13 protein-coding genes are annotated in these 17,799 nt (G+C 73.4%); 7 read left to right on the top strand and 6 right to left on the bottom strand.

Going from position 1 to position 17,799, the window contains the following annotated elements; genetic code table 11:
* The first annotated feature begins 40 nt into the window (after positions 1-40).
* A complete protein-coding gene (locus FS532_RS13550) occupies positions 41-913 on the top strand; it encodes a PHP domain-containing protein (RefSeq protein WP_144755218.1) in 873 nt (290 codons plus the stop codon).
* A 151-nt stretch (positions 914-1,064) separates the two neighbouring features.
* Here FS532_RS13550 and FS532_RS13545 read toward each other — a convergent pair whose 3' ends face one another.
* Positions 1,065-2,543, bottom strand: coding sequence for a DEAD/DEAH box helicase (locus tag FS532_RS13545; protein ID WP_144755214.1), 1,479 nt, complete (start codon positions 2,541-2,543; stop codon positions 1,065-1,067).
* A 91-nt stretch (positions 2,544-2,634) separates the two neighbouring features.
* On the opposite strand from FS532_RS13545, the gene FS532_RS13540 reads away from it, so the two are divergent.
* Positions 2,635-3,351, top strand: a complete 717-nt coding sequence (locus FS532_RS13540) for a ferritin-like domain-containing protein (RefSeq protein ID WP_260852719.1) — start codon at positions 2,635-2,637, stop codon at positions 3,349-3,351.
* A gap of 68 nt (positions 3,352-3,419) precedes the next feature.
* Entirely contained in the window at positions 3,420-4,532 is a 1,113-nt protein-coding gene (locus FS532_RS13535; RefSeq protein WP_186322038.1) for a mannosyltransferase family protein, read from the top strand.
* Positions 4,533-4,535: 3 nt separating this feature from the next.
* On the opposite strand, the gene FS532_RS13530 is transcribed toward FS532_RS13535, so the two are convergent.
* Together FS532_RS13530 and FS532_RS13525 are read right to left on the bottom strand one after the other, a co-directional pair.
* A complete protein-coding gene (locus tag FS532_RS13530) occupies positions 4,536-4,832 on the bottom strand; it encodes a hypothetical protein (protein WP_144755208.1) in 297 nt (98 codons plus the stop codon).
* A 4-nt stretch (positions 4,833-4,836) separates the two neighbouring features.
* Positions 4,837-5,061, bottom strand: a complete 225-nt coding sequence (locus tag FS532_RS13525; RefSeq protein WP_144755205.1) for a DUF3107 domain-containing protein — start codon at positions 5,059-5,061, stop codon at positions 4,837-4,839.
* 104 nt (positions 5,062-5,165) lie between these two features.
* On the opposite strand from FS532_RS13525, the gene FS532_RS13520 reads away from it, so the two are divergent.
* Together FS532_RS13520 and FS532_RS13515 are read left to right on the top strand one after the other, a co-directional pair.
* Positions 5,166-8,315, top strand: coding sequence for a UrvD/REP family ATP-dependent DNA helicase (locus tag FS532_RS13520; protein WP_144755202.1), 3,150 nt, complete (start codon positions 5,166-5,168; stop codon positions 8,313-8,315).
* The gene (locus FS532_RS13515) at positions 8,312-11,560 is read left to right on the top strand and encodes an ATP-dependent DNA helicase (protein ID WP_260852714.1); all 3,249 of its coding nucleotides are present in this window, start codon (positions 8,312-8,314) and stop codon (positions 11,558-11,560) included. Before FS532_RS13520 ends, FS532_RS13515 begins: the two co-directional genes overlap by 4 nt.
* Positions 11,561-11,762: 202 nt before the next feature.
* Here the strand turns inward: FS532_RS13515 and FS532_RS13510 are convergent, their stop codons facing one another.
* Entirely contained in the window at positions 11,763-12,761 is a 999-nt protein-coding gene (locus FS532_RS13510) for a phosphotransferase (RefSeq protein ID WP_144755199.1), read from the bottom strand.
* Between the two features lie 106 nt (positions 12,762-12,867).
* On the opposite strand from FS532_RS13510, the gene nudC reads away from it, so the two are divergent.
* Both nudC and FS532_RS13500 read left to right on the top strand, forming a co-directional pair.
* A complete protein-coding gene (gene nudC, locus FS532_RS13505) occupies positions 12,868-13,803 on the top strand; it encodes an NAD(+) diphosphatase (RefSeq protein ID WP_144755196.1) in 936 nt (311 codons plus the stop codon).
* The gene (locus FS532_RS13500) at positions 13,800-15,548 is read left to right on the top strand and encodes an ATP-dependent helicase (RefSeq protein ID WP_260852712.1); all 1,749 of its coding nucleotides are present in this window, start codon (positions 13,800-13,802) and stop codon (positions 15,546-15,548) included. Before nudC ends, FS532_RS13500 begins: the two co-directional genes overlap by 4 nt.
* On the opposite strand, the gene FS532_RS13495 is transcribed toward FS532_RS13500, so the two are convergent.
* Together FS532_RS13495 and FS532_RS13490 are read right to left on the bottom strand one after the other, a co-directional pair.
* Positions 15,439-16,296 carry a TOMM precursor leader peptide-binding protein gene (locus tag FS532_RS13495; protein WP_144755194.1) on the bottom strand — a complete coding sequence of 286 codons (858 nt, stop codon included), beginning with the start codon at positions 16,294-16,296 and terminating at the stop codon, positions 15,439-15,441. The genes FS532_RS13500 and FS532_RS13495 overlap by 110 nt on opposite strands.
* A gap of 60 nt (positions 16,297-16,356) precedes the next feature.
* Positions 16,357-17,769, bottom strand: coding sequence for a zinc-dependent metalloprotease (locus FS532_RS13490; protein ID WP_260852710.1), 1,413 nt, complete (start codon positions 17,767-17,769; stop codon positions 16,357-16,359).
* Between the last annotated feature and the right edge of the window lie 30 nt (positions 17,770-17,799).

Genomic DNA, 17,799 nt, shown 5'->3' with positions numbered 1-17,799 from the left:
CGGCCTGTGCGCCCGCTCACCTGTGGATACCATTGGCCACGTGCCCGATCCGTTCATCGACCTGCACGCGCACTCGAGCGTCTCCGACGGCACCGAGCGACCCGCGGACCTCGTCCGGGCGGCAGCAGCCGCCGGGCTGGACGCCGTCGCGCTGACGGACCACGACACGACCGCGGGGTGGGCCGAGGCGATCGCGACCGCCCGAGGCCTGCCGCTGACGCTCCTCCCCGGGCTCGAACTCAGCACCCGCGTCGGGTACCGCAGCGTGCACGTCCTCGGCTACCTCGTCGATCCCGAGCACCCGGGCCTCGTCGCGGAGACCGAGCGCATCCGCGACGGCCGGCTGTCCCGCGCCCGGCGCATGGTGGAGCGCATCGGCCGCGACCACCCGATCACGTGGGACGACGTCATCGCCCAGGCCAGCGAGGGCGCGACGATCGGTCGTCCGCACATCGCCGACGCGCTCGTCGCCCGAGGCCTCGAGTCCGACCGCAGTGCGGCGTTCCGCGGCATCCTGCACCCGGCCTCCGGGTACTACGAACCGCACGAGGCACCGACCCCGCTCCGGGGCGTCGAACTCATCCGTCAGGCCGGCGGCGTCCCGGTGATCGCGCACCCGGCGGCGTCCTCGCGCGGCATCGTGATCGACGAGCCGATGCTCCGCGAACTCGTCGAGGCCGGACTCGGCGGCCTCGAGGTCGACCACCGCGAGAACCTCGCCCACGGCAAGCGCACCCTGCTCGACTGGGCAGCGCGCTACGACCTCTTCGTCACCGGCTCGAGCGACTACCACGGCACCGGCAAGCCGAACCGGCTCGGCGAGCACCGCACGGCCCGCGTCGCGTTCGAGGCCATCCTCGCCGAGGCGACCGGCAGTGCGCCCGTCGTCGGCGCCGGCTCACGCCTGGCCTGAACCATCCCGTACGACTTCGCGGGCGGGGCGACACCTCACGGGGTCACGCGCACGTGAGGTGTCGCTGACAGCGTGAGCTCGTCACGCGGCAGGTGGGTGGGAACGACGAAGGGCCCGTCGCGTCAGCGACGGACCCTTCGGCCTGGAGGCGCTACTCGCCGTCCGACGTGCCCTGCGGTGCCGAGGCGGTCGCCTCGGACGACCCGGTGCCGGCACCGCGACGACGGCGACGCCGACGACGCTTCGCCGCACCGTCGCCGGACGCGGCCTCGGCGCCCTCGGCACCCGCGGACTGCGGAGCCGCCGAATCGGAGGCCGGGGCCTGCGAGGCGGGCTGGTCCGTGCCTCCAGACCGGGTGCGGGTGCGGGGCGGACGCGAGCCGCTGCGCGGACGGTCGCTCGTCTTCTTGTCGGCGGGGCCACCGGCCGAGGCCGCGTGCGCGGACGCGCCGGGGAGACGGCCCTTGGTGCCCTTCGGGATGTCGAGTTCCTCGAAGAGGTGGGGCGACGACGAGTAGGTCTCGACGGGCTCGGGGATGCCGAACTCGAGGGCCTTGTCGATCAGCGTCCACTTGTGCAGGTCGTCCCAGTCGACGAACGTGACCGCGATGCCCGTCTTGCCGGCACGGCCGGTGCGGCCGGCGCGGTGCAGGTACGTGTCCGGGTCGTCCGGGATCGTGTGGTTGATGACGTGCGTCACGTCGTCCACGTCGATGCCGCGAGCCGCGACGTCGGTCGCGATGAGCACGTCGCGCTTGCCGGCCTTGAAGGCGGCCATCGCGCGCTCGCGCTGCTCCTGGTTGAGGTCGCCGTGGACCGCTGCGGCGTTGAAGCCGCGGTCCTTCAGTTCCTCGACGAGCTTCGCGGCGGCGCGCTTCGTGCGGGTGAAGATCACGGTCTTGCCGCGACCCTCGGCCTGCAGGATGCGGGCGATGACCTCGTCCTTGTCGAGCGAGTGCGCCCGGTAGATGACGTGCTTGATGTTGGCCTGCATGAGGCCCTCGTCCGGGTCGGTCGCGCGGATGTGCACCGGGCGGCTCATGAACCGGCGGGCGAGCGCGACGATCGGCGCGGGCATCGTGGCCGAGAACAGCATGGTGTGCCGCACCTCGGGGATGGCCTGGAAGATGCGCTCGATGTCCGAGAGGAAGCCGAGGTCGAGCATGCGGTCGGCCTCGTCGAGCACGACCTCCTGCACGTGGGACAGGTCGAGGAGCCGCTGGCGCTGCAGGTCGATGAGGCGACCGGGCGTGCCGACGACGATCTGGGCGCCGGCCTTGAGCTGCTCGATCTGGCCCTCGTACGCCTTGCCGCCGTAGATCGACACGATGGTCGTCGGACGGTTCGACGTGGCGAGCTCGAGGTCCTCGGTGACCTGGACCGCGAGCTCACGGGTGGGGACGACCACGAGGGCCTTCACACCGGGTGCCGGGTCGGCGCCGAGTCGCTGGATCAGGGGGAGGCCGAAGCCGAAGGTCTTGCCGGTACCCGTCTTGGCCTGGCCGATGATGTCCTGGCCGGTGAGGGCGAGCGGGATCGTCTGCTGCTGGATCGGGAAGGGCTCGAGGATGCCCTTCGTCGCGAGCGCGTCGACGATGTCCTGCTCGATGGAGAGGTCTGCGAAAGTCAAAGAATCACCTTAGTTCTGGTGGAAGTCCCGACCAGTCTACCGGCGGGCCGGTCGGGCGGGGGTGCGGGGTCCTTCCCGCTATGCTCGTCGGGTGGTGTCGTGGTGGAACCGGAAGCGCGCGGCGGAGCTCGCGTCCGCGTGGCTCGCGTCGCGGAACCCGCGGAACGCGTCGCCCGTGGAACGCCTGCAGCTCGACGACGTCAGCCCCGAGCTCGACGTCTACCTCGGCCAGGCCGCGTACCTCGAGCTGTCGCTCTACGAGACGATGGGCCGTGCCGGAGCCGGTGCCCCCACCCTGTCCGGTCGCCTCGTCACCGGTGTGCTGGCGACGACCGCGCTCGAGCGGCACCGGACGATCGTTGCCGAGATCGAACGCACCGGCGGTGACCCGGCCGCGCTGATGGCGCCCCACCGCGAGGCGATCGACCTGTTCCTCGAGCGCACGAGCGGTGCGGACTGGTACGAGTCGATGCTCACCGGTTACGTGACCGCCGGGATCCTCAACGACCTGTTCGGCTCGCTGCTCCGGTCGCTGCCCGCCGAGGTCCGGCAGCGCCTGAAGACCGTGTTCGACGCGCGCGAGGAAGCCGCCGTCGTCGAGGAGCTCTCCGCGCGCATCGCCGAGGACCCGTCCGTCGGGTCGCGCCTGGCGATGTGGGGCCGACGGCTCGTCGGGGACACGTTGCTCGTCGCCCGGTCGGCGCTCGCCTCCCACGCGCGTGAGGACCAGGAGCGCCTCGAGCCGGTCTGGACCGAGCTCATCGCCGCACACACCCGTCGGATGGACGCCCTGGGCCTGACCGCCTGATGCGCTCGGGAGGAGCGCACCGGCGGACGGCCGGACGCGGGTTCGACGCGGTCCCGTGGGGTCCTGCCGTGCTCGGCGGTGCTGCGCTGTGGGTCGCGTCACGCGTCCTCGTGACGACGATCGCCCTCGTGTCCCAGTGGGCCGCGACGGGGTCCCTCCTCGGCGGCCGTCCGTTCGCCGACCTCCTGGCACGGTGGGACTCGTCGCACTACGCCGCGATCGCCTCGGACGGCTACGCCGCAGGGTCCACCGACGTCGCGTTCTTCCCGGGGTACCCGATGGCAGCCCGGGCCGTCGCAGCGGTGCTCCGGACCGTCGGGGTCGGCGCCGACGCGGTCCCGACGGCGCTCGTGCTCGTCGCGGCACTCGGAGGCCTGGTGGCGGCGGTGCTGCTCTGGCGGCTCGCCGAGGTGACCGTCGGTCGGCGGGCCGCGTTCGTCGCGACGCTGCTGTTCGTGGTCGGTCCGTACGCGGTGTTCCTGCACGCGTCCTACGCCGAGTCGTCCTTCGCGGCGGCGGCGATCGGGGCGTGGTACCTGGCGGTGCGCGACCGCTGGCTCGCGGCGGGGCTCGTGACCGCGGTCGCCGGGACGATCCGGCCGAACGGGCTGTTCCTGCTCGCCGCGCTCCTCGTCCTGTACGTCGTCCGTCGTCGGGCGGCCGGACGGCGGGTCGTCGCCTGGCCGGTGCTCGGGCTGGCGACGGGGGTCCTCGGGTTCCTCGGCTACATGGTGTCGCTGTGGGTCCTGACGGGCGACCCCGCCGCGTGGAACACCGCACAGCGCGAGGGGTGGGTGCGGTCGACGTCGGCGCCGTGGACGACCTTCGCGGCGACGGTGCAGAACGTGCTGCACCACCCGCTCCTGTCGGCCCGACCGCAGTTCCTGCTCGACATCGTCTTCGCTGCGCTGCTGCTCGCGGCGGTGGCGTACTTCGCGGTCCGGCGGCGCTGGGCCGAGGCCACGCTGCTCGGGCTCACCGCGGTGTCGCTCATGACGAGCTCGACCTACGTGTCGCTGGCACGGAACACGCTGACGCTCTTCCCGATCTGGATCGCGTTGGGCGCGGCGTCACAACGGCACACCGTCGGGCGCTGGGTGACCACGGGCGTGCTCGTCGTCGGCGTGGTGCTCCTGACGGCGAACACCCACCAGTTCACGCTCGGCGAGTGGGCCGACTGACCGTCAGGCGCCCTGGGCCTTGACCTGCTCGTAGAAGGCCGCGTCGGCCGCCGTGCGGCGCTTGCCGAGCACCCACTCCGCGACCAGGGCGACCACGCCCGCGCCGACCAGGGTGACGACCCAGATCCAGGTCGCGTCGTACTGCCAGCCGATCCAGGTCAGCGCTTCCCACAGGACGGCCGCGACGATGCCGCCGACCGCCGGTCCGAGCAGGGAGCCGCGGCTGGAGCGCCAGGGCACGACGACGTGCGCGACGGCCCCGACGATCAGGCCGCCGAGGACCGCGAAGAGCAGTTCCACGTCGTCAGGCGACGAAGCCGATGCGACGGGCCTCTTCCGCGCCGACCTCGACGTACGCGAGCGAGGCGACGGGGACGATGAACCGACGGCCCTTCTCGTCCTGGAGTGCGAGGTGCGTCGACTTCGCGTCGAGGGCCTCCGACACGGCCTTCTCGATCTCGTCCGCGGTCTGGGCGGTCTCGAACGCGATCTCACGCGGGCTGTTGGTGATGCCGATCTTGATGTCCACGAGCACAGCGTATCCGAGCCGCCCACGGGGACATCGGACGTTCGCCGCAGGCGCACTGGTCGTGGCTGCCGCCCGGTGTCGGTCGCGGCGGTTACCGTACGAGGGTGCCCCAGACGACCCTGACGCCCGCCCCCGAGGCAGTCGGCGTCGCGCTGGCGGCCGACCCCTCCCAGGCCGCGGTGCTCGCCCTGCCGGACGACCGGCACGCTGCCGTCATCGGTGCTCCGGGCACCGGCAAGACCACGACGCTCGCCCGACTCGTCGCCCTGCGGCTCACCCGCGCCGACGCGATCTCGCCCGACGGCCACGCCACGGTCCTCGCGCTGACGTCCGCCCGCTCCGCCGCGACGGCGCTCCGGGACCGCCTGGCGTCCTCCGTGGAACGCGTGATGCCGGGGGCGCTCGCCCGGACCGTGAACTCCCTCGCGTTCCAGATCGTCGCCCACGCCGCCGCCGTGCAGGGGCAGGAGGCCCCGACGCTCCTCACCGGTGGCGAGCAGGACCGCATCATCGCCGACCTGCTCGAGGGCCACGAACTCGACGGCACCGGCCCGGACTGGCCGGCGCCGATCACCGAGGTCGTCCGGGAGCGCGCCGGGTTCCGCACCGCGCTCCGTGACGTCATGATGCGCGCCGTCGCCGCGGGGGTCGAACCGGAGGACATGCGCGAGCTCGGGGACGACACCGGCCGGCCGGAGTGGCGAGCCGTCGGGGACTTCGTCGACGAGTACCGCGCGGCCGTGACCTCGTTCCGCTCCACCAGCCTCGACGCCGCCGAACTCGTCGCCTACGCCACGGCCGCGGTCCTGCGCGGCCAGGTGCCCGCGAGCGTCGCCGCGCTCCGGCTCGTCGTGGTGGACGACACGCAGGAGCTGGTGGAGGGGGAGATCGCCCTGCTCGGGGCCCTCGCCCGGTCCGGCGTGCAGCTCGTGGCGTTCGGCGACCCGGACATCGCGGCCTCGGCGTTCCGCGGCGCCGAGCCGGACGTCCTCGGCCGGTTGGCCGTGCGGCTCGGTGTCGACCGGGTGGACGAGCTCGTGCTCACGACGGTGCACCGGCACGCCGCTCCCATCCGCGCGCTCGTCTCCGGCATCACCGGGCGCATCGGTGCCGCCGCAGCGGGTCGTCAGCGGACCGCCACGGCGACCACGGTCGACGCGCGGTCCGACGCGGTCCTGCACCTCGAGGGTGCGAGCCGCGCCGCGCTGATCGTGGCGGTCGCCCGTCGCCTGCGCGAACACCGCCTGCTCGATGGTGTGCCGTGGCACCGGATGGCCGTCGTCACGCGCAGCGGTGCCGCGATCCCCGAACTGGTCCGGGCGCTGTCGGTAGCCGAGGTCCCCGCGACCGCCGGCGCCGCGCCCGTCCGGCCCCGGGACGACACCGCCGCCCGTGCGCTGCTCGACGCGGCGGCGGTCTCCCTCGGGGTGCTGCCGCCCGACGCCGTGCTCGCGACCTCGTTCGCGACCGGCCCGCTGGGCGGCCTCGACACCCTCGCGATGCGGCGGCTCCGGCTCGCCCTGCGGCGGGAGGAGCTCGCCGGCGGCGGGACCCGGACGGCCGACGAGCTCCTGGTGGACGCGCTCGGTGCACCGGAACGACTCGCCACGGTCGACGCCGGCTTCGCGCGCCGGGCGACACGACTGGCGCGCAGCCTCGTGCAGGCCCGCACGGACGCCGACGCCGGTGCCAGCATCGAGGAGATCCTCTGGGGCCTCTGGGAGCGCAGCGGCCTCGCGGGCACGTGGGGCGGGCAGTCCGCGGCAGGGGGCGTCGGCGCCGCCGAGGCCGACCGGCACCTCGATGCCGTGGTCGGGCTGTTCACCGCCGCGAAGCGGTTCGTCGAGCGAACGCCGGACGCCCCCGCCCGGGTGTTCGTCGACGACCTGCTCGGCGCCGACCTGCCCGAGGACTCCATCGGCCCGGACCGCACGGCCGGACGGGTGCGCGTGCTCACCCCCTCGGCCACGATCGGACTCGAGTGCGACGTCGTCGTGGTGCTCGGGCTGCAGGACGGGGTCTGGCCGAACACCCGGGTCCGGGGCAGCCTGCTCGACCCGGACGGGCTCGTCCGAGCCGCCGCCGGGATCGACCAGACGACGATCGACGACCGCGCCGCCGTCATCGCGGACGAGCTCCGGCTGTTCGCCCGTGCCGTGTCCCGGGCGACCACCCAGGTCGTCATCGGCACGGTCGCGAACGACGACGAGGCCCCGTCGCCGTTCGTCCGGCTCGTCCCGGTGCCACCCGACCGGCAGCCGACCGTGCACCCGCTGTCGCTCCGCGGCCTCGCCGGTTCGCTGCGTCGCCGCGTGGTGGCGTCGGGGGACCACGAAGCGGCGTCCGCCCTCGCACGCCTCGCCGAGGCCGAGGTGCCCGGGGCGTCGCCGGACGACTGGTACGGGCTGGCCGAGCCGTCGACCGAGGACCCCCTCGTCGACCTCGCCGCGGCTCCGGAGCCGGCGGAGGACGGCGGGGAACCCGTGCCCCCCACGGTGTCGGTGTCCCCGTCCCGCATCGGCACGTACGAGGAGTGCCCCGTCCACTGGTTCGTGCAGACCTTCGGCGGCAGCGCCCCGAGCCCCGCGATGGGCATCGGGACGATTGTGCACGCGGCGATGGAGCACGCGACCGAGGTCGACGTCGAGTCGCTCTGGCAGCACGTCGAGGGGCGCTGGGACGAGCTGACCTTCGAGTCGCCGTGGGTCGCCGACCGCGAGCGCGCCCGGACCCGGCGGATGATCGAGGGGCTCAGCGACTACCTCCGGACCTTCGCGAGCGCCGGGCGACGACTGCTCGGGGCGGAGACCTCCTTCGCGCTCGTGACCGGTCCGGCGCGGATGCGCGGCAGCATCGACCGGATCGAGGTCGACCCCGACGGCCGGGTCAGCGTGGTCGACCTGAAGACCGGGCGATCGATGCCGAGCGAGAAGAACGACATGCCCGAGCACCCGCAGCTCGGCGCGTACCAGCTCGCGGTCGAGGACGGCGCTGTGGAGGGCGTCCCGGCCGGCTCGGAGATGGCCGATGCCCGGCTCGTCTTCGTGCAGAACCCCCGCGGTGGACACGCCTACTCCGAGCGGACGCAGCAGGCCTTCGATGACGACGCCCGCGACGCCTACAGGCAGCGCCTGCACACCGTCGCGACCGGCATGGCCGGCCGGACGTTCCTGGCGAACGTCGACGACCACTGCGAGAAGGCCCGCACGGGCGTCGAGTGCCGGATCCACGTCGTGGGAGAGGTGACCTGGTGACCGGGGAACAGGTGCTGCAGCCGTCCGACGACGTCCTGGTCGATGCCCCTCGCCACGACGCGGACACGATCGCCGATGCCCTCGGTCGTCCTCGGCCCACTCCGCAGCAGCGCGCCGTCATCGAGTCGCCGCTCACCCCGGCCCTCGTCGTGGCGGGTGCCGGCAGCGGGAAGACCGAGACGATGGCGTCCCGCGTCGTCTGGCTGCTCGCGAACGGGATGGTCCGCCCCGACGGGATCCTCGGCCTGACCTTCACCCGCAAGGCCGCCGGCGAACTCTCGGTCCGGATCAACGACCGGATCCGCGCACTCGAGGACGTCGGACTGCTCGACGCCGGCGACGCGTTCGAGGCGCCGACGGTGTCGACCTACAACGCGTTCGCGAACTCGGTCTTCCGCGAGAACGCCCTGCTCGTCGGACGCGACGGCGAGTCCCAGGTCCTCACCGAGCCGTCCGCCTGGCAGCTCGCGCGGCGTGTGGTCGTCGCGGCGCGGGACGACCGGCTGCCCGGACTCGACCGCGACGTCGACACCGTCACCGCGGCGGTCGTGGCGCTCGCCGGAGCCGTGTCCGAGCACCTCGTCGAACCCGAACGGCTGCGGCGGTTCGCGATCGAGTTCGCCGGGCTCCTCGAGCTCCCGGGCAACAACCGCGGTGCGCCGTACAAGGCGATCACCGACGCCGTCGCCGCGATCGGTGCGCTCGAACCGCTGGTGGACCTGGTCGAGGAGTTCCGCCGGCAGAAGGTTGACCGCGGCTTCGTGGAGTTCTCCGACCAGATCGCCCTCGCGCTGGCCGCAGCCGAGTCCGCGCCGCGGGTGGTCACCGACCTGCGCCAGCGGTACGGGGTCGTCCTCCTCGACGAGTACCAGGACACCTCGGTCGTGCAGACCCGGTTCCTCGCCCGGCTGTTCCGGGGGCACCCGGTGATGGCGGTGGGGGACCCGCACCAGTCCATCTACGGGTTCCGTGGTGCGAGCGCGGCGAACCTGGCGCGCTTCCCGCGGGACTTCGCCGACGACAGCGCCGGTGGTGAGCGCCCCGTCACCTTCGCCCTCTCGACGAGCTGGCGGAACCCGGTCGACGTCCTCGCCGGGGCGAACGCCGTCGTCGCGCCGTTGTCCGAGGCGTCCGAGGTCGACGTCGAACGGCTCGAACCGCGGCCCGGCGCCGACGCCGGCACGGTGCACGCGGTGTTCCCCGAGACCCTCCCCGAGGAAGCCGCCGCCGTCGCCCGGTGGTTCGCCGACCGTCGCGCCGCGGACCCGAAGGGCTCGATGGCCCTGCTCCTGCGTTCCCGGAAGGACCTCGCCGCCTTCACCGGCGCGCTCGGCGACCACCGCGTGCCGTACCACGTGCTCGGGACCGGCGGGCTGCTGCAGCGTCCGGAGATCGTCGACCTCGTGGCGTGCCTCCGCGTGCTGCACGACCCGGCCGCCGGCAACGACCTCATCCGCGTGCTCGCCGGAGCCCGGTGGCGGATCGGTGCCGCGGACATCGCCGCACTGCACGCCCTCGCACGGTGGCTGTTCGGACGCGACCACACCCAGCAGCGGTTGGACGACGACCTGACCGCGGCATTCCGGGCCTCGGTCGCCGCGGGGGAGCACGGCTCGATCGTCGACGCGCTCGACTTCGTCGCCACCGCCCCGGACGAGCACGGCGCCCTCGCGGACATCAGTGAAGTCGGACGCCGACGGATGCGCGAGCTCGGAAAGCAGCTCGCCGCCCTGCGGTCACGGGCCGGCGGGGACCTGGTCGACTTCGTCACGCTGGTCGTCCAGGAGATGCGGCTCGACATCGAGGTCGCGGCGCACGAACAGGGCAGCGGTGCCTTCCTCGACGCCTTCATCGACGAGCTCGCCGGCTTCGTGACGACCGACGACCGTGCCGACCTCGGCGCGTTCCTCGGGTGGATCGACGCCGCCGCGCGCCGGGACGACATGGGGCCACGGTCCGAGGAACCCGAGGCCGGCACCGTGCAGATCCTGACGATCCACGGGTCGAAGGGGCTCGAGTGGGACGCCGTGGCGGTGCCCCGCATGGTCGAGGGCGGGCTCCCGGCACGTCCGCAGGAGGGCTCCTCCGGCTGGATCGGCTTCGGTCGCCTGCCCTACGAGTTCCGGGGCGACGCCGACGAGCTCCCGCGCCTGGACTGGCGTGGTCACGACGCGCAGAAGGACGTCACCCTCGCGATCGACGCCTACAAGGAGCAGGTCAAGGCCCGCAACGAGGACGAGGAACGTCGTCTGACCTACGTCGCCCTGACCCGCGCGAAGCACGATCTGCTCGTCACCGGGTCGTTCTGGGCGGGCGGTGTCCGGCCGACCGAGCCGAGCCGGTACCTGCACGACCTGGTCGAGGCGGGCGTGGTCGACGGCGCCGCCGTGCCCGAGACGACCGAGCACGAGGAGAACCCCCTCGGCGACGCCGGGGCGACGCAGTCCTGGCCGCACGTGCCGTTCGGGCAGCGGGCCGCGCGGGTCGTCGCTGCCGCCGACCGTGTCCGGAACGCGAACCCCGGCGCGTCCGGACGGTTCGCCGCGGACATCGACCTGCTGCTCGCCGAACGCACCGCGAACCGTTCCGCTCGGCACGCGGTGGTGGTGCCGCACCGGGTGCCGGCGTCGGGCTTCAAGGACTACCTCTCGGCGCCGGACACCGTCGCCGAACGACTCCGCCGACCGATGCCGGAGCGGCCGTACCGGGCGACGCGCCTCGGCACGCTGTTCCACCAGTGGGTCGAGCAGCGCGCCCGGAGCGGCGGCTCGCTCGAGACGCTCGACGCCTGGGACGGCGAGCTCGACCTCGACCCCGAGGACGTGGTCGACGCCTCCGCCGAGCCGATCGTGACCGACGACGACGCCCGCCGGCTGGCCGACTTCCAGGCGACCTTCGCCCGTTCACGTTGGGCGGGACTCACCCCGATCGAGGTCGAGCGCGAGATCCACATCCCGTTCCGCGGCCACAGCGTCGTCTGCAAGCTCGACGCCGTCTACGAGATCGACGGCCGGGCCGAGGTCGTCGACTGGAAGACGGGCAAGGCTCCGACGGGCACGGACGACCTGGCGAAGCGCCAGCTGCAGCTCGCTCTGTACCGGGTGGCGTACGCCGAGTTCACCGGACGACCCGTCGACGAGGTCGACGCGGTGTTCTACTTCGTCGCCGACGACCTCGAGGTGCGCCCGACCGAACTCCTCGACCGCGCCGGGCTCGAGCAGGCGTGGCGCGACGCGATCGGCTGACGACGCGACCGTCAGCCGGCCGCGATCGTCTGTCGGCGGCGCCCGTCTGCCGGTCGCGACCGTCTGCCGGCCGGGACCGGCGAGGCGGGCGCGCGCCGACCTCCCTCGCAGGCTCGGTCGGCGCGTCCCGCGCAGCGCTTCGCGCTGCCTCTCAGCGGGACGCGCCAGGCCGTCGACCGTCAGCGCGACGTGACGCGCGCGCTCAGCCGTGTCGACGTTCGGTTGACGACAGCAGCTGTTCGACCTCGCCGATCTCCATCGTCTCGGGGGAGACCGACTGCAGCGGTGCCGCGCTCGGCGTCTGCACCGCGTCGACCAGCCGGTGCATCATCGCGACCGCGTCGTCGACGACCTCGGTGCTCTTCGCCTGCACACCGTGCAGCAGCCACTGTGCCGTCTCGAGCTCGTGGTGGACCCGAGCTCGCTGCGCGAGCTGGCGGTCGCGACCGCCGCCGTTCGCCTCGTACGCGCTGAGGACGGTGTCGAACGCGTCCTTCCTGCCGGAGAGGACCCACGCGAGGTCCTTCGCCGGGTCGCCGAGCCGCAGCTCGCCCCAGTCGATGACCCCGGAGACCGCGTCGCCCTCGACCAGGATCGTCTCGGTGCCGAGGGAGCCGTGCACCACCGTCGGCGTGAACTGCCACAGCTGCTGGTCGCGCGCGGCGCCCTCCCACCGTTCCTTGAGCGCGGCGGGAACGAGCTTCGTGGCGACGGCGCGGTCCATCACGGAGACGGCGGAGCGGAGCACCTCGAACGGTGTGAGGGACGGCAGGCCGGCGTCGGTGACGAAGCTCGTCGGCAGCTGGTGGATCGCCGCGACGGCACGGCCGACACTCGTGGCGAGCTCGGGCCGCTCGACGAGCGCCTTCATGGTCGGGTGGGAACCCGGCAGGTAGGTCGTGACGATGGCGCGGGTCGATCCGATCGGCGCCTGTCCGCGGTACTCGGCCACGGCGAAGGGGAGGCGCGTGCGGATCCCGGCGCTCAGCGCACGGATCGCGACGAGGTCGGCCGACTGCCGGGCCTCGGCACGCTGGTTGCGCGGACGGCGGATGGCCGTCTCGACGCCGTCGGCGTCGCGGAGGACAGCCGACTCGTAGTCCCCGGACGCGGCCGAGCCGAGCGTGCGCGTGCCCGTGACGAGGAGGCCTGAGACGGCCGTCGTCGCCAACGCGGCTAGAGTGAACTGGGATCCCGCCATGCCCCTCAGGGTAGGTCCGCAGCAGGTGGACGAGCGTGCGCCACGCTGGCCCGGGCCGTGCCGGTCGTTCCCGTCCCGTACCGATCGACCCGAGGAGCCCCCTGCCGTGACCGTCGAGTTCGCCGCCCGGCTTCCGCTCTCCCGCAACGACCTCGACCGCGACGCCGAGTTCCGCACGACGCCCGACGTCGAACGCGTGCTGCGGGACGACCCGTCGACCCGGTACCTGCCCGTCCGCGGTTCGGAGATGCTCCGGAACGCCGACGGCACGTTGCGGTTCGTGACCGCGTCCGACATCAGCGATGGAACGGTCACGCTGTACCTCGGTCGTGCCGTGTCGGACGCTCCCGATGCGCCCGCCGGCACCCGGTTCGTGGCCGCCTTCGTCGACGCCGCCACCGCCGACGCGATTGAACCCGACGACGACGCGTGGGAGAGCCTGCGCATGTTCGGCACCGAGTTGTCCCCGCGTGACCAGGGCCTCGCGGTGGAGGCCGTCGCGATGGCGAACTGGCACGCCGTGCACGGGTTCTCGCCGCGGACCGGTTCCGCGACCGACGTCGTCACCGGCGGCTGGGTCCGCCGCGACCCCGAGGGACACGAGCACTTCCCGCGCACCGACGCGGCGATCATCGTCGGCGTGACCGACGCCGACGACCGGATCCTGCTCGGGTCGAACGCCGCGTGGGACTCGAACCGGTACTCCCTGCTCGCGGGCTTCGTCGAACCGGGCGAGTCCCTGGAGGACGCCGTCCGCCGCGAGGTCTGGGAGGAGTCCGGCGTCCACGTCGAGGAACCCGAGTACCTCGGGTCGCAGCCGTGGCCGTTCCCCGCGTCGCTCATGCTCGGGTTCCGCGCCCGGGCGGTGGACGGCGACCCGACGACCGCGCGGCCCGACGGCGTGGAGATCCTCGACGTGCGCTGGTTCTCCCGCGAGGAGATCCGGGATCGCGCCGGCGACACCCTGCTGCTGCCGGGCAGGACGTCGATCGCCCGCGCCATCATCGAGGAGTGGTACGGCGGGCCGCTGGACCTGCCGTGAGCGAGGTGGCCCCGGACGTCCGACCGCCGTCGCCGGACGAGCTCCTCGCCGCCCTCGACGCCGAACAGCGCACCGTCGCTCGGACCCTGCTCGGCCCGGTGGCGGTCCTGGCGGGCGCCGGCACCGGCAAGACCCGCGCGATCACCCACCGCATCGCGTACGGCGTCGCGACGGGCACCTACGCGCCGAACCACGTCCTGGCGCTGACCTTCACCACGCGCGCCGCCGGTGAGCTGCGGTCGCGGCTGCGGTCGCTCGGTGCGGGCACCGTGCAGGCACGGACCTTCCACGCGGCGGCGATGGCGCAGCTCAGCTACTTCTGGCCGGACACCGTCGGCGGGCACGCCCCGCGCATCGTCGAGTCGAAGGGCCGGATGATCGCGCACGCGGCGGACACCGTCGGGCTGCGGGTGGACACCCCGACGCTCCGCGACCTGGCGGGCGAGCTCGAGTGGCGCAAGGTCCAGATGCTCTCCTACGACGAGTACGAGGCTGCGGCGGCCGACCGGGTGATGCCCCGGGACACCTCGCCCCGCCGGGTCCTCGACCTCATGCGCGCCTACGAGCAGCTCAAGGACGACCGCCGTCAGCTCGACTTCGAGGACGTCCTGCTCGCCACCCTCGGGATGGTCGAGTCCGAGCCGCGCGTGGCCTCGTACGTCCGGCAGCAGTACCGGTTCTTCGTCGTCGACGAGTACCAGGACGTCTCGCCCGTGCAGCACGACCTGCTCCGGGCCTGGCTCGGCGGCCGCGACGACCTGTGCGTCGTCGGTGACGCCAGCCAGACGATCTACTCGTTCGCGGGCGCCTCGAGTCGCTACCTGCTCGGCTTCGGCTCGGAGTTCCCGCGGGGGTCCGTGCTGCGCCTCGAGCGGAACTACCGGTCGACGCGGGAGGTCGTGCACGCCGCGAACGCCCTGATGCGCGGGCAGCCGGGGGCCCTCGACCTCGTCGCACAGACCGCGGAGCCCGGACCGGAGCCCGAGGTGCTGGCGTGCGTCCACGACGGCGATGAAGCCCAGACGGTCGCGCGCACCATAGCGTCGCTGGTCGCCGCCCCGTCGACGCCCGCGTCCTACGGCGACGTCGCGGTGCTCTACCGCGTCGGTGCCCAGGCCGCGGCGATCGAGTCGGCGCTCGGACGTGCCGGCATCCCGTACCGCGTCCAGGGCGGCACCCGGTTCTTCGACCGACCCGAGGTGAAGCTCGCGGTGCACCACATGCGCGGCGAGGCCGTCCGGCAGACCGACGACGAACTCACCCGACGGGTCGGCCTCGTGCTGCAGGTCAGCGGGTGGACGCCGTCCCCGCCCGAGGGCACCGGGGCGGTCCGCGACCAGTGGGACGCGCTGCAGGCGATCATGGGGCTCGCCGAGGACGCCCCCGCGGGCACGACCATGCAGCAGTTCACCCAGGACCTCGTCGACCGCGCGGCGACCCACCACGAACCCGAGCTCGACGCCGTCACCCTGGCCACGCTGCACTCGTCGAAGGGCCTCGAGTGGCCGCACGTCATCGTGATCGGTGCCGCCGAGGGGCTGCTCCCGATCTCGCACGCCACGACCGACGCCGAGGTCGACGAGGAACGACGGCTGTTCTACGTCGGCCTGACCCGAGCCCGCCGTTCCGTGACGATCACGTGGTCCGCACAGGGCTCCACGCGTGGGGGAGCCCGGGTGGCGAGTCGCTTCCTGGCAGCGCTCGGCACGCACAGCGCGGATGGAGCCGCACCGGCTGGCGGCTGACCGACAGGTCGTCACGGTCGAACACCACCTGGTCGTCGCCGGGCCGTTGGGTCCTGAGCGGCAGCCGCTCGAGGAGCAGCCGGCTCGCCGCGGCGGCGATCGCCGCAGTCCGGTAGGGCGACAGCGGTGCAGCGGGGCGGCCCCAGACCTGTGCGGCGATCGCCGGCCAGGCAGGGTCGTCGTCGGCGCGTGCGTACTCGATGCACTGGAGGCACGGCCCGGCACCCGGGACGAGCAACGGTCCGACGCGCACCCGACCGTCACCCACCACGACCGACAGGTGCGGCACGCCCCGCCTGGTCCACGCCGCGCGCAGTGCCGGGTCGACGACGTGTTCGGCGACCACGACGGCGAGGCGTGGCTCCTGCGACGGGAGGTCGACCGGACCACCGCGGGGCGCCGACGTCCGGGCGACGGTGACGCCCTCGCCCTCGAGCAGCGCGCCGATCGTGTCCGCCAGCGTCCCGGCGCCGTGGACCTCGACGCGGGACAGCGGCTCGGGCAGGACGTCGATGACGGCGGGGGACGCCGCCCCGAGCACGCGGGCGGCGACGTCCGGCGGACACCCGGTCGCAGCGGCCAGGCCGGACAGTGCCTCGCGCCCGGTCTCCCGACGGAGCGCGCACAGGAACCGCTCTTCGCCCGTGGTCGGGACGGCGATCACCGCGCGCGGCGGGTCGACCCCGAGCTGGACCGTCCTCGGGTCACGCCAGACGAACTCGAGCGTCGGATCGATGCGGATGCCCATGCCCCCAACGCTGGCGGACCCGGCCGTCGCGTGGGGGAGCTGTCCCGGATCTGTGGAGAACTACTTCGGAGCGTCGCCGGCGCCGTCGGCAGCCGTGCCGCCGTCCGAGTTCCCTTCGTCGACGTTGCCGGACTCGTCCTCGCGCGGCCGGTCGCCGGTCGCATCGTTGAGCAGGTCCTCGAGCGCCTTGTCGAACTCGTCGTCCTCGGCGGAGCGGCCCGGGTTCCGGAGCCGTGCCACGAAGGCGTCCGGCGAGTCGATGTCGTCGGAGGTGGGAACCGCGTCGAAGTGCGACCACAGGGCGTCCCGCTGCTCGGTGCCGAGCTCGTCGGTGACCCGCTGCCACATCGCCGCGGCCTCGCGGAGACGGCGGGGCCGCAGCTCGAGGCCGACGAGCGTGGCGAAGGCCGACTCCGCCGGACCGCCGGCAGCACGACGGCGTCGGACCATCTCGGCGATCGCGCCGGACTTCGGCAGGCGTTCGGTCGCGGCGGCGGTGACGGTGTCGACCCAGCCCTCGACGAGCGCGAGCATGGTCTCGAGGCGGGCGAGCGCTGCTTCCTGCTCCTCGGTCCGCGGCGGGATGAGGGCACCGGACGCCAGCGCGTCGCGGAGCTGCTCCTGGTTCGTGGGGTCGATCTCGGACGCGAGTTCCTCGACACGGTCGAACGGGATGTGGATGCCCCGCGCGTAGTCGGTGATCGACGAGATGATGTGCAGCCGGAGCCAGCGTGCCGAACGGAACAGCCGGGCGTGCGCGAGCTCGCGGACCGCCAGGTAGATGCGGACCTCGTCCTCGGGGACGTCCAGGCCCTCGGCGAACTCGGCCACGTTCTGCGGCAGGAGCGCGGCGACCTGTTCGTCGAGGAGCGGCACGCCGACGTCGCCGCCGGACACGACCTCCTTCGAGAGCTGCCCGACGACCTGGCCGAGCTGGATCGCGAACAGTGCGCCGCCGACGCCCCGCATGGCCTTCGACACATCGCCGAGCATCGCCTTGAGCTGCTCCGGTGCCCGCTGCTCGATCGCCTCCGTGAGGGCGTTCGAGATGCTCAGCGCCACGGGTTCGGCGATCTGCGCCCACACCGGGGTGGTCGCCTTCGCCCACTGCTCACGCGTGTACAGGCTCGGGGTCGCGGTGAGCTCCGCGACCGTGGTGGCCTCGTCCAGCCAGAGGGCTGCCACCTGGAACGCCTGGTCCGCTGCCTGCGACGTGGCGGGGTCGACCGGGTGGCCGCCCTCCCGCGCGATGGTCGTGGCGCGCTCGGCGGCGACCGAGAAGTCGATGCCGTCCCCGCCCGACTGCGCAGCGCGCTGCAGCTGGCTCATCAGGTTCGCCACGAAGGCCGGGTCGTTCGGCAGGCCGGCGGCACCGGCGAGCTGCGACGGGTCGATCTGGCCCTCGCCGGACAGGAGCTTGCGGAGCATCTCCTGGAAGTCGTCGTCCGGCCCCGGCTGCGGTTCATCAGGCATGACGACTACGCTAATCGCTGCTCACGGGGC

The organism is Curtobacterium pusillum, from assembly GCF_007673235.1.
GTDB classification, from domain to species: Bacteria; Actinomycetota; Actinomycetes; order Actinomycetales; family Microbacteriaceae; genus Curtobacterium; species Curtobacterium pusillum_C.
The sequence above is the reverse complement of the archived record's forward strand: the minus strand, read 5'-3'. Positions and strand labels throughout refer to the sequence as shown.

Coding starts and splice junctions, on each gene's coding strand:
- FS532_RS13510 (WP_144755199.1), bottom strand. CDS start 12,761: ATGGCGGGATCCCAGTTCACTCTAGCCGCGTTGGCGACGACGGCCGTC.
- FS532_RS13495 (WP_144755194.1), bottom strand. CDS start 16,296: ATGGGCATCCGCATCGATCCGACGCTCGAGTTCGTCTGGCGTGACCCG.
- FS532_RS13490 (WP_260852710.1), bottom strand. CDS start 17,769: ATGCCTGATGAACCGCAGCCGGGGCCGGACGACGACTTCCAGGAGATG.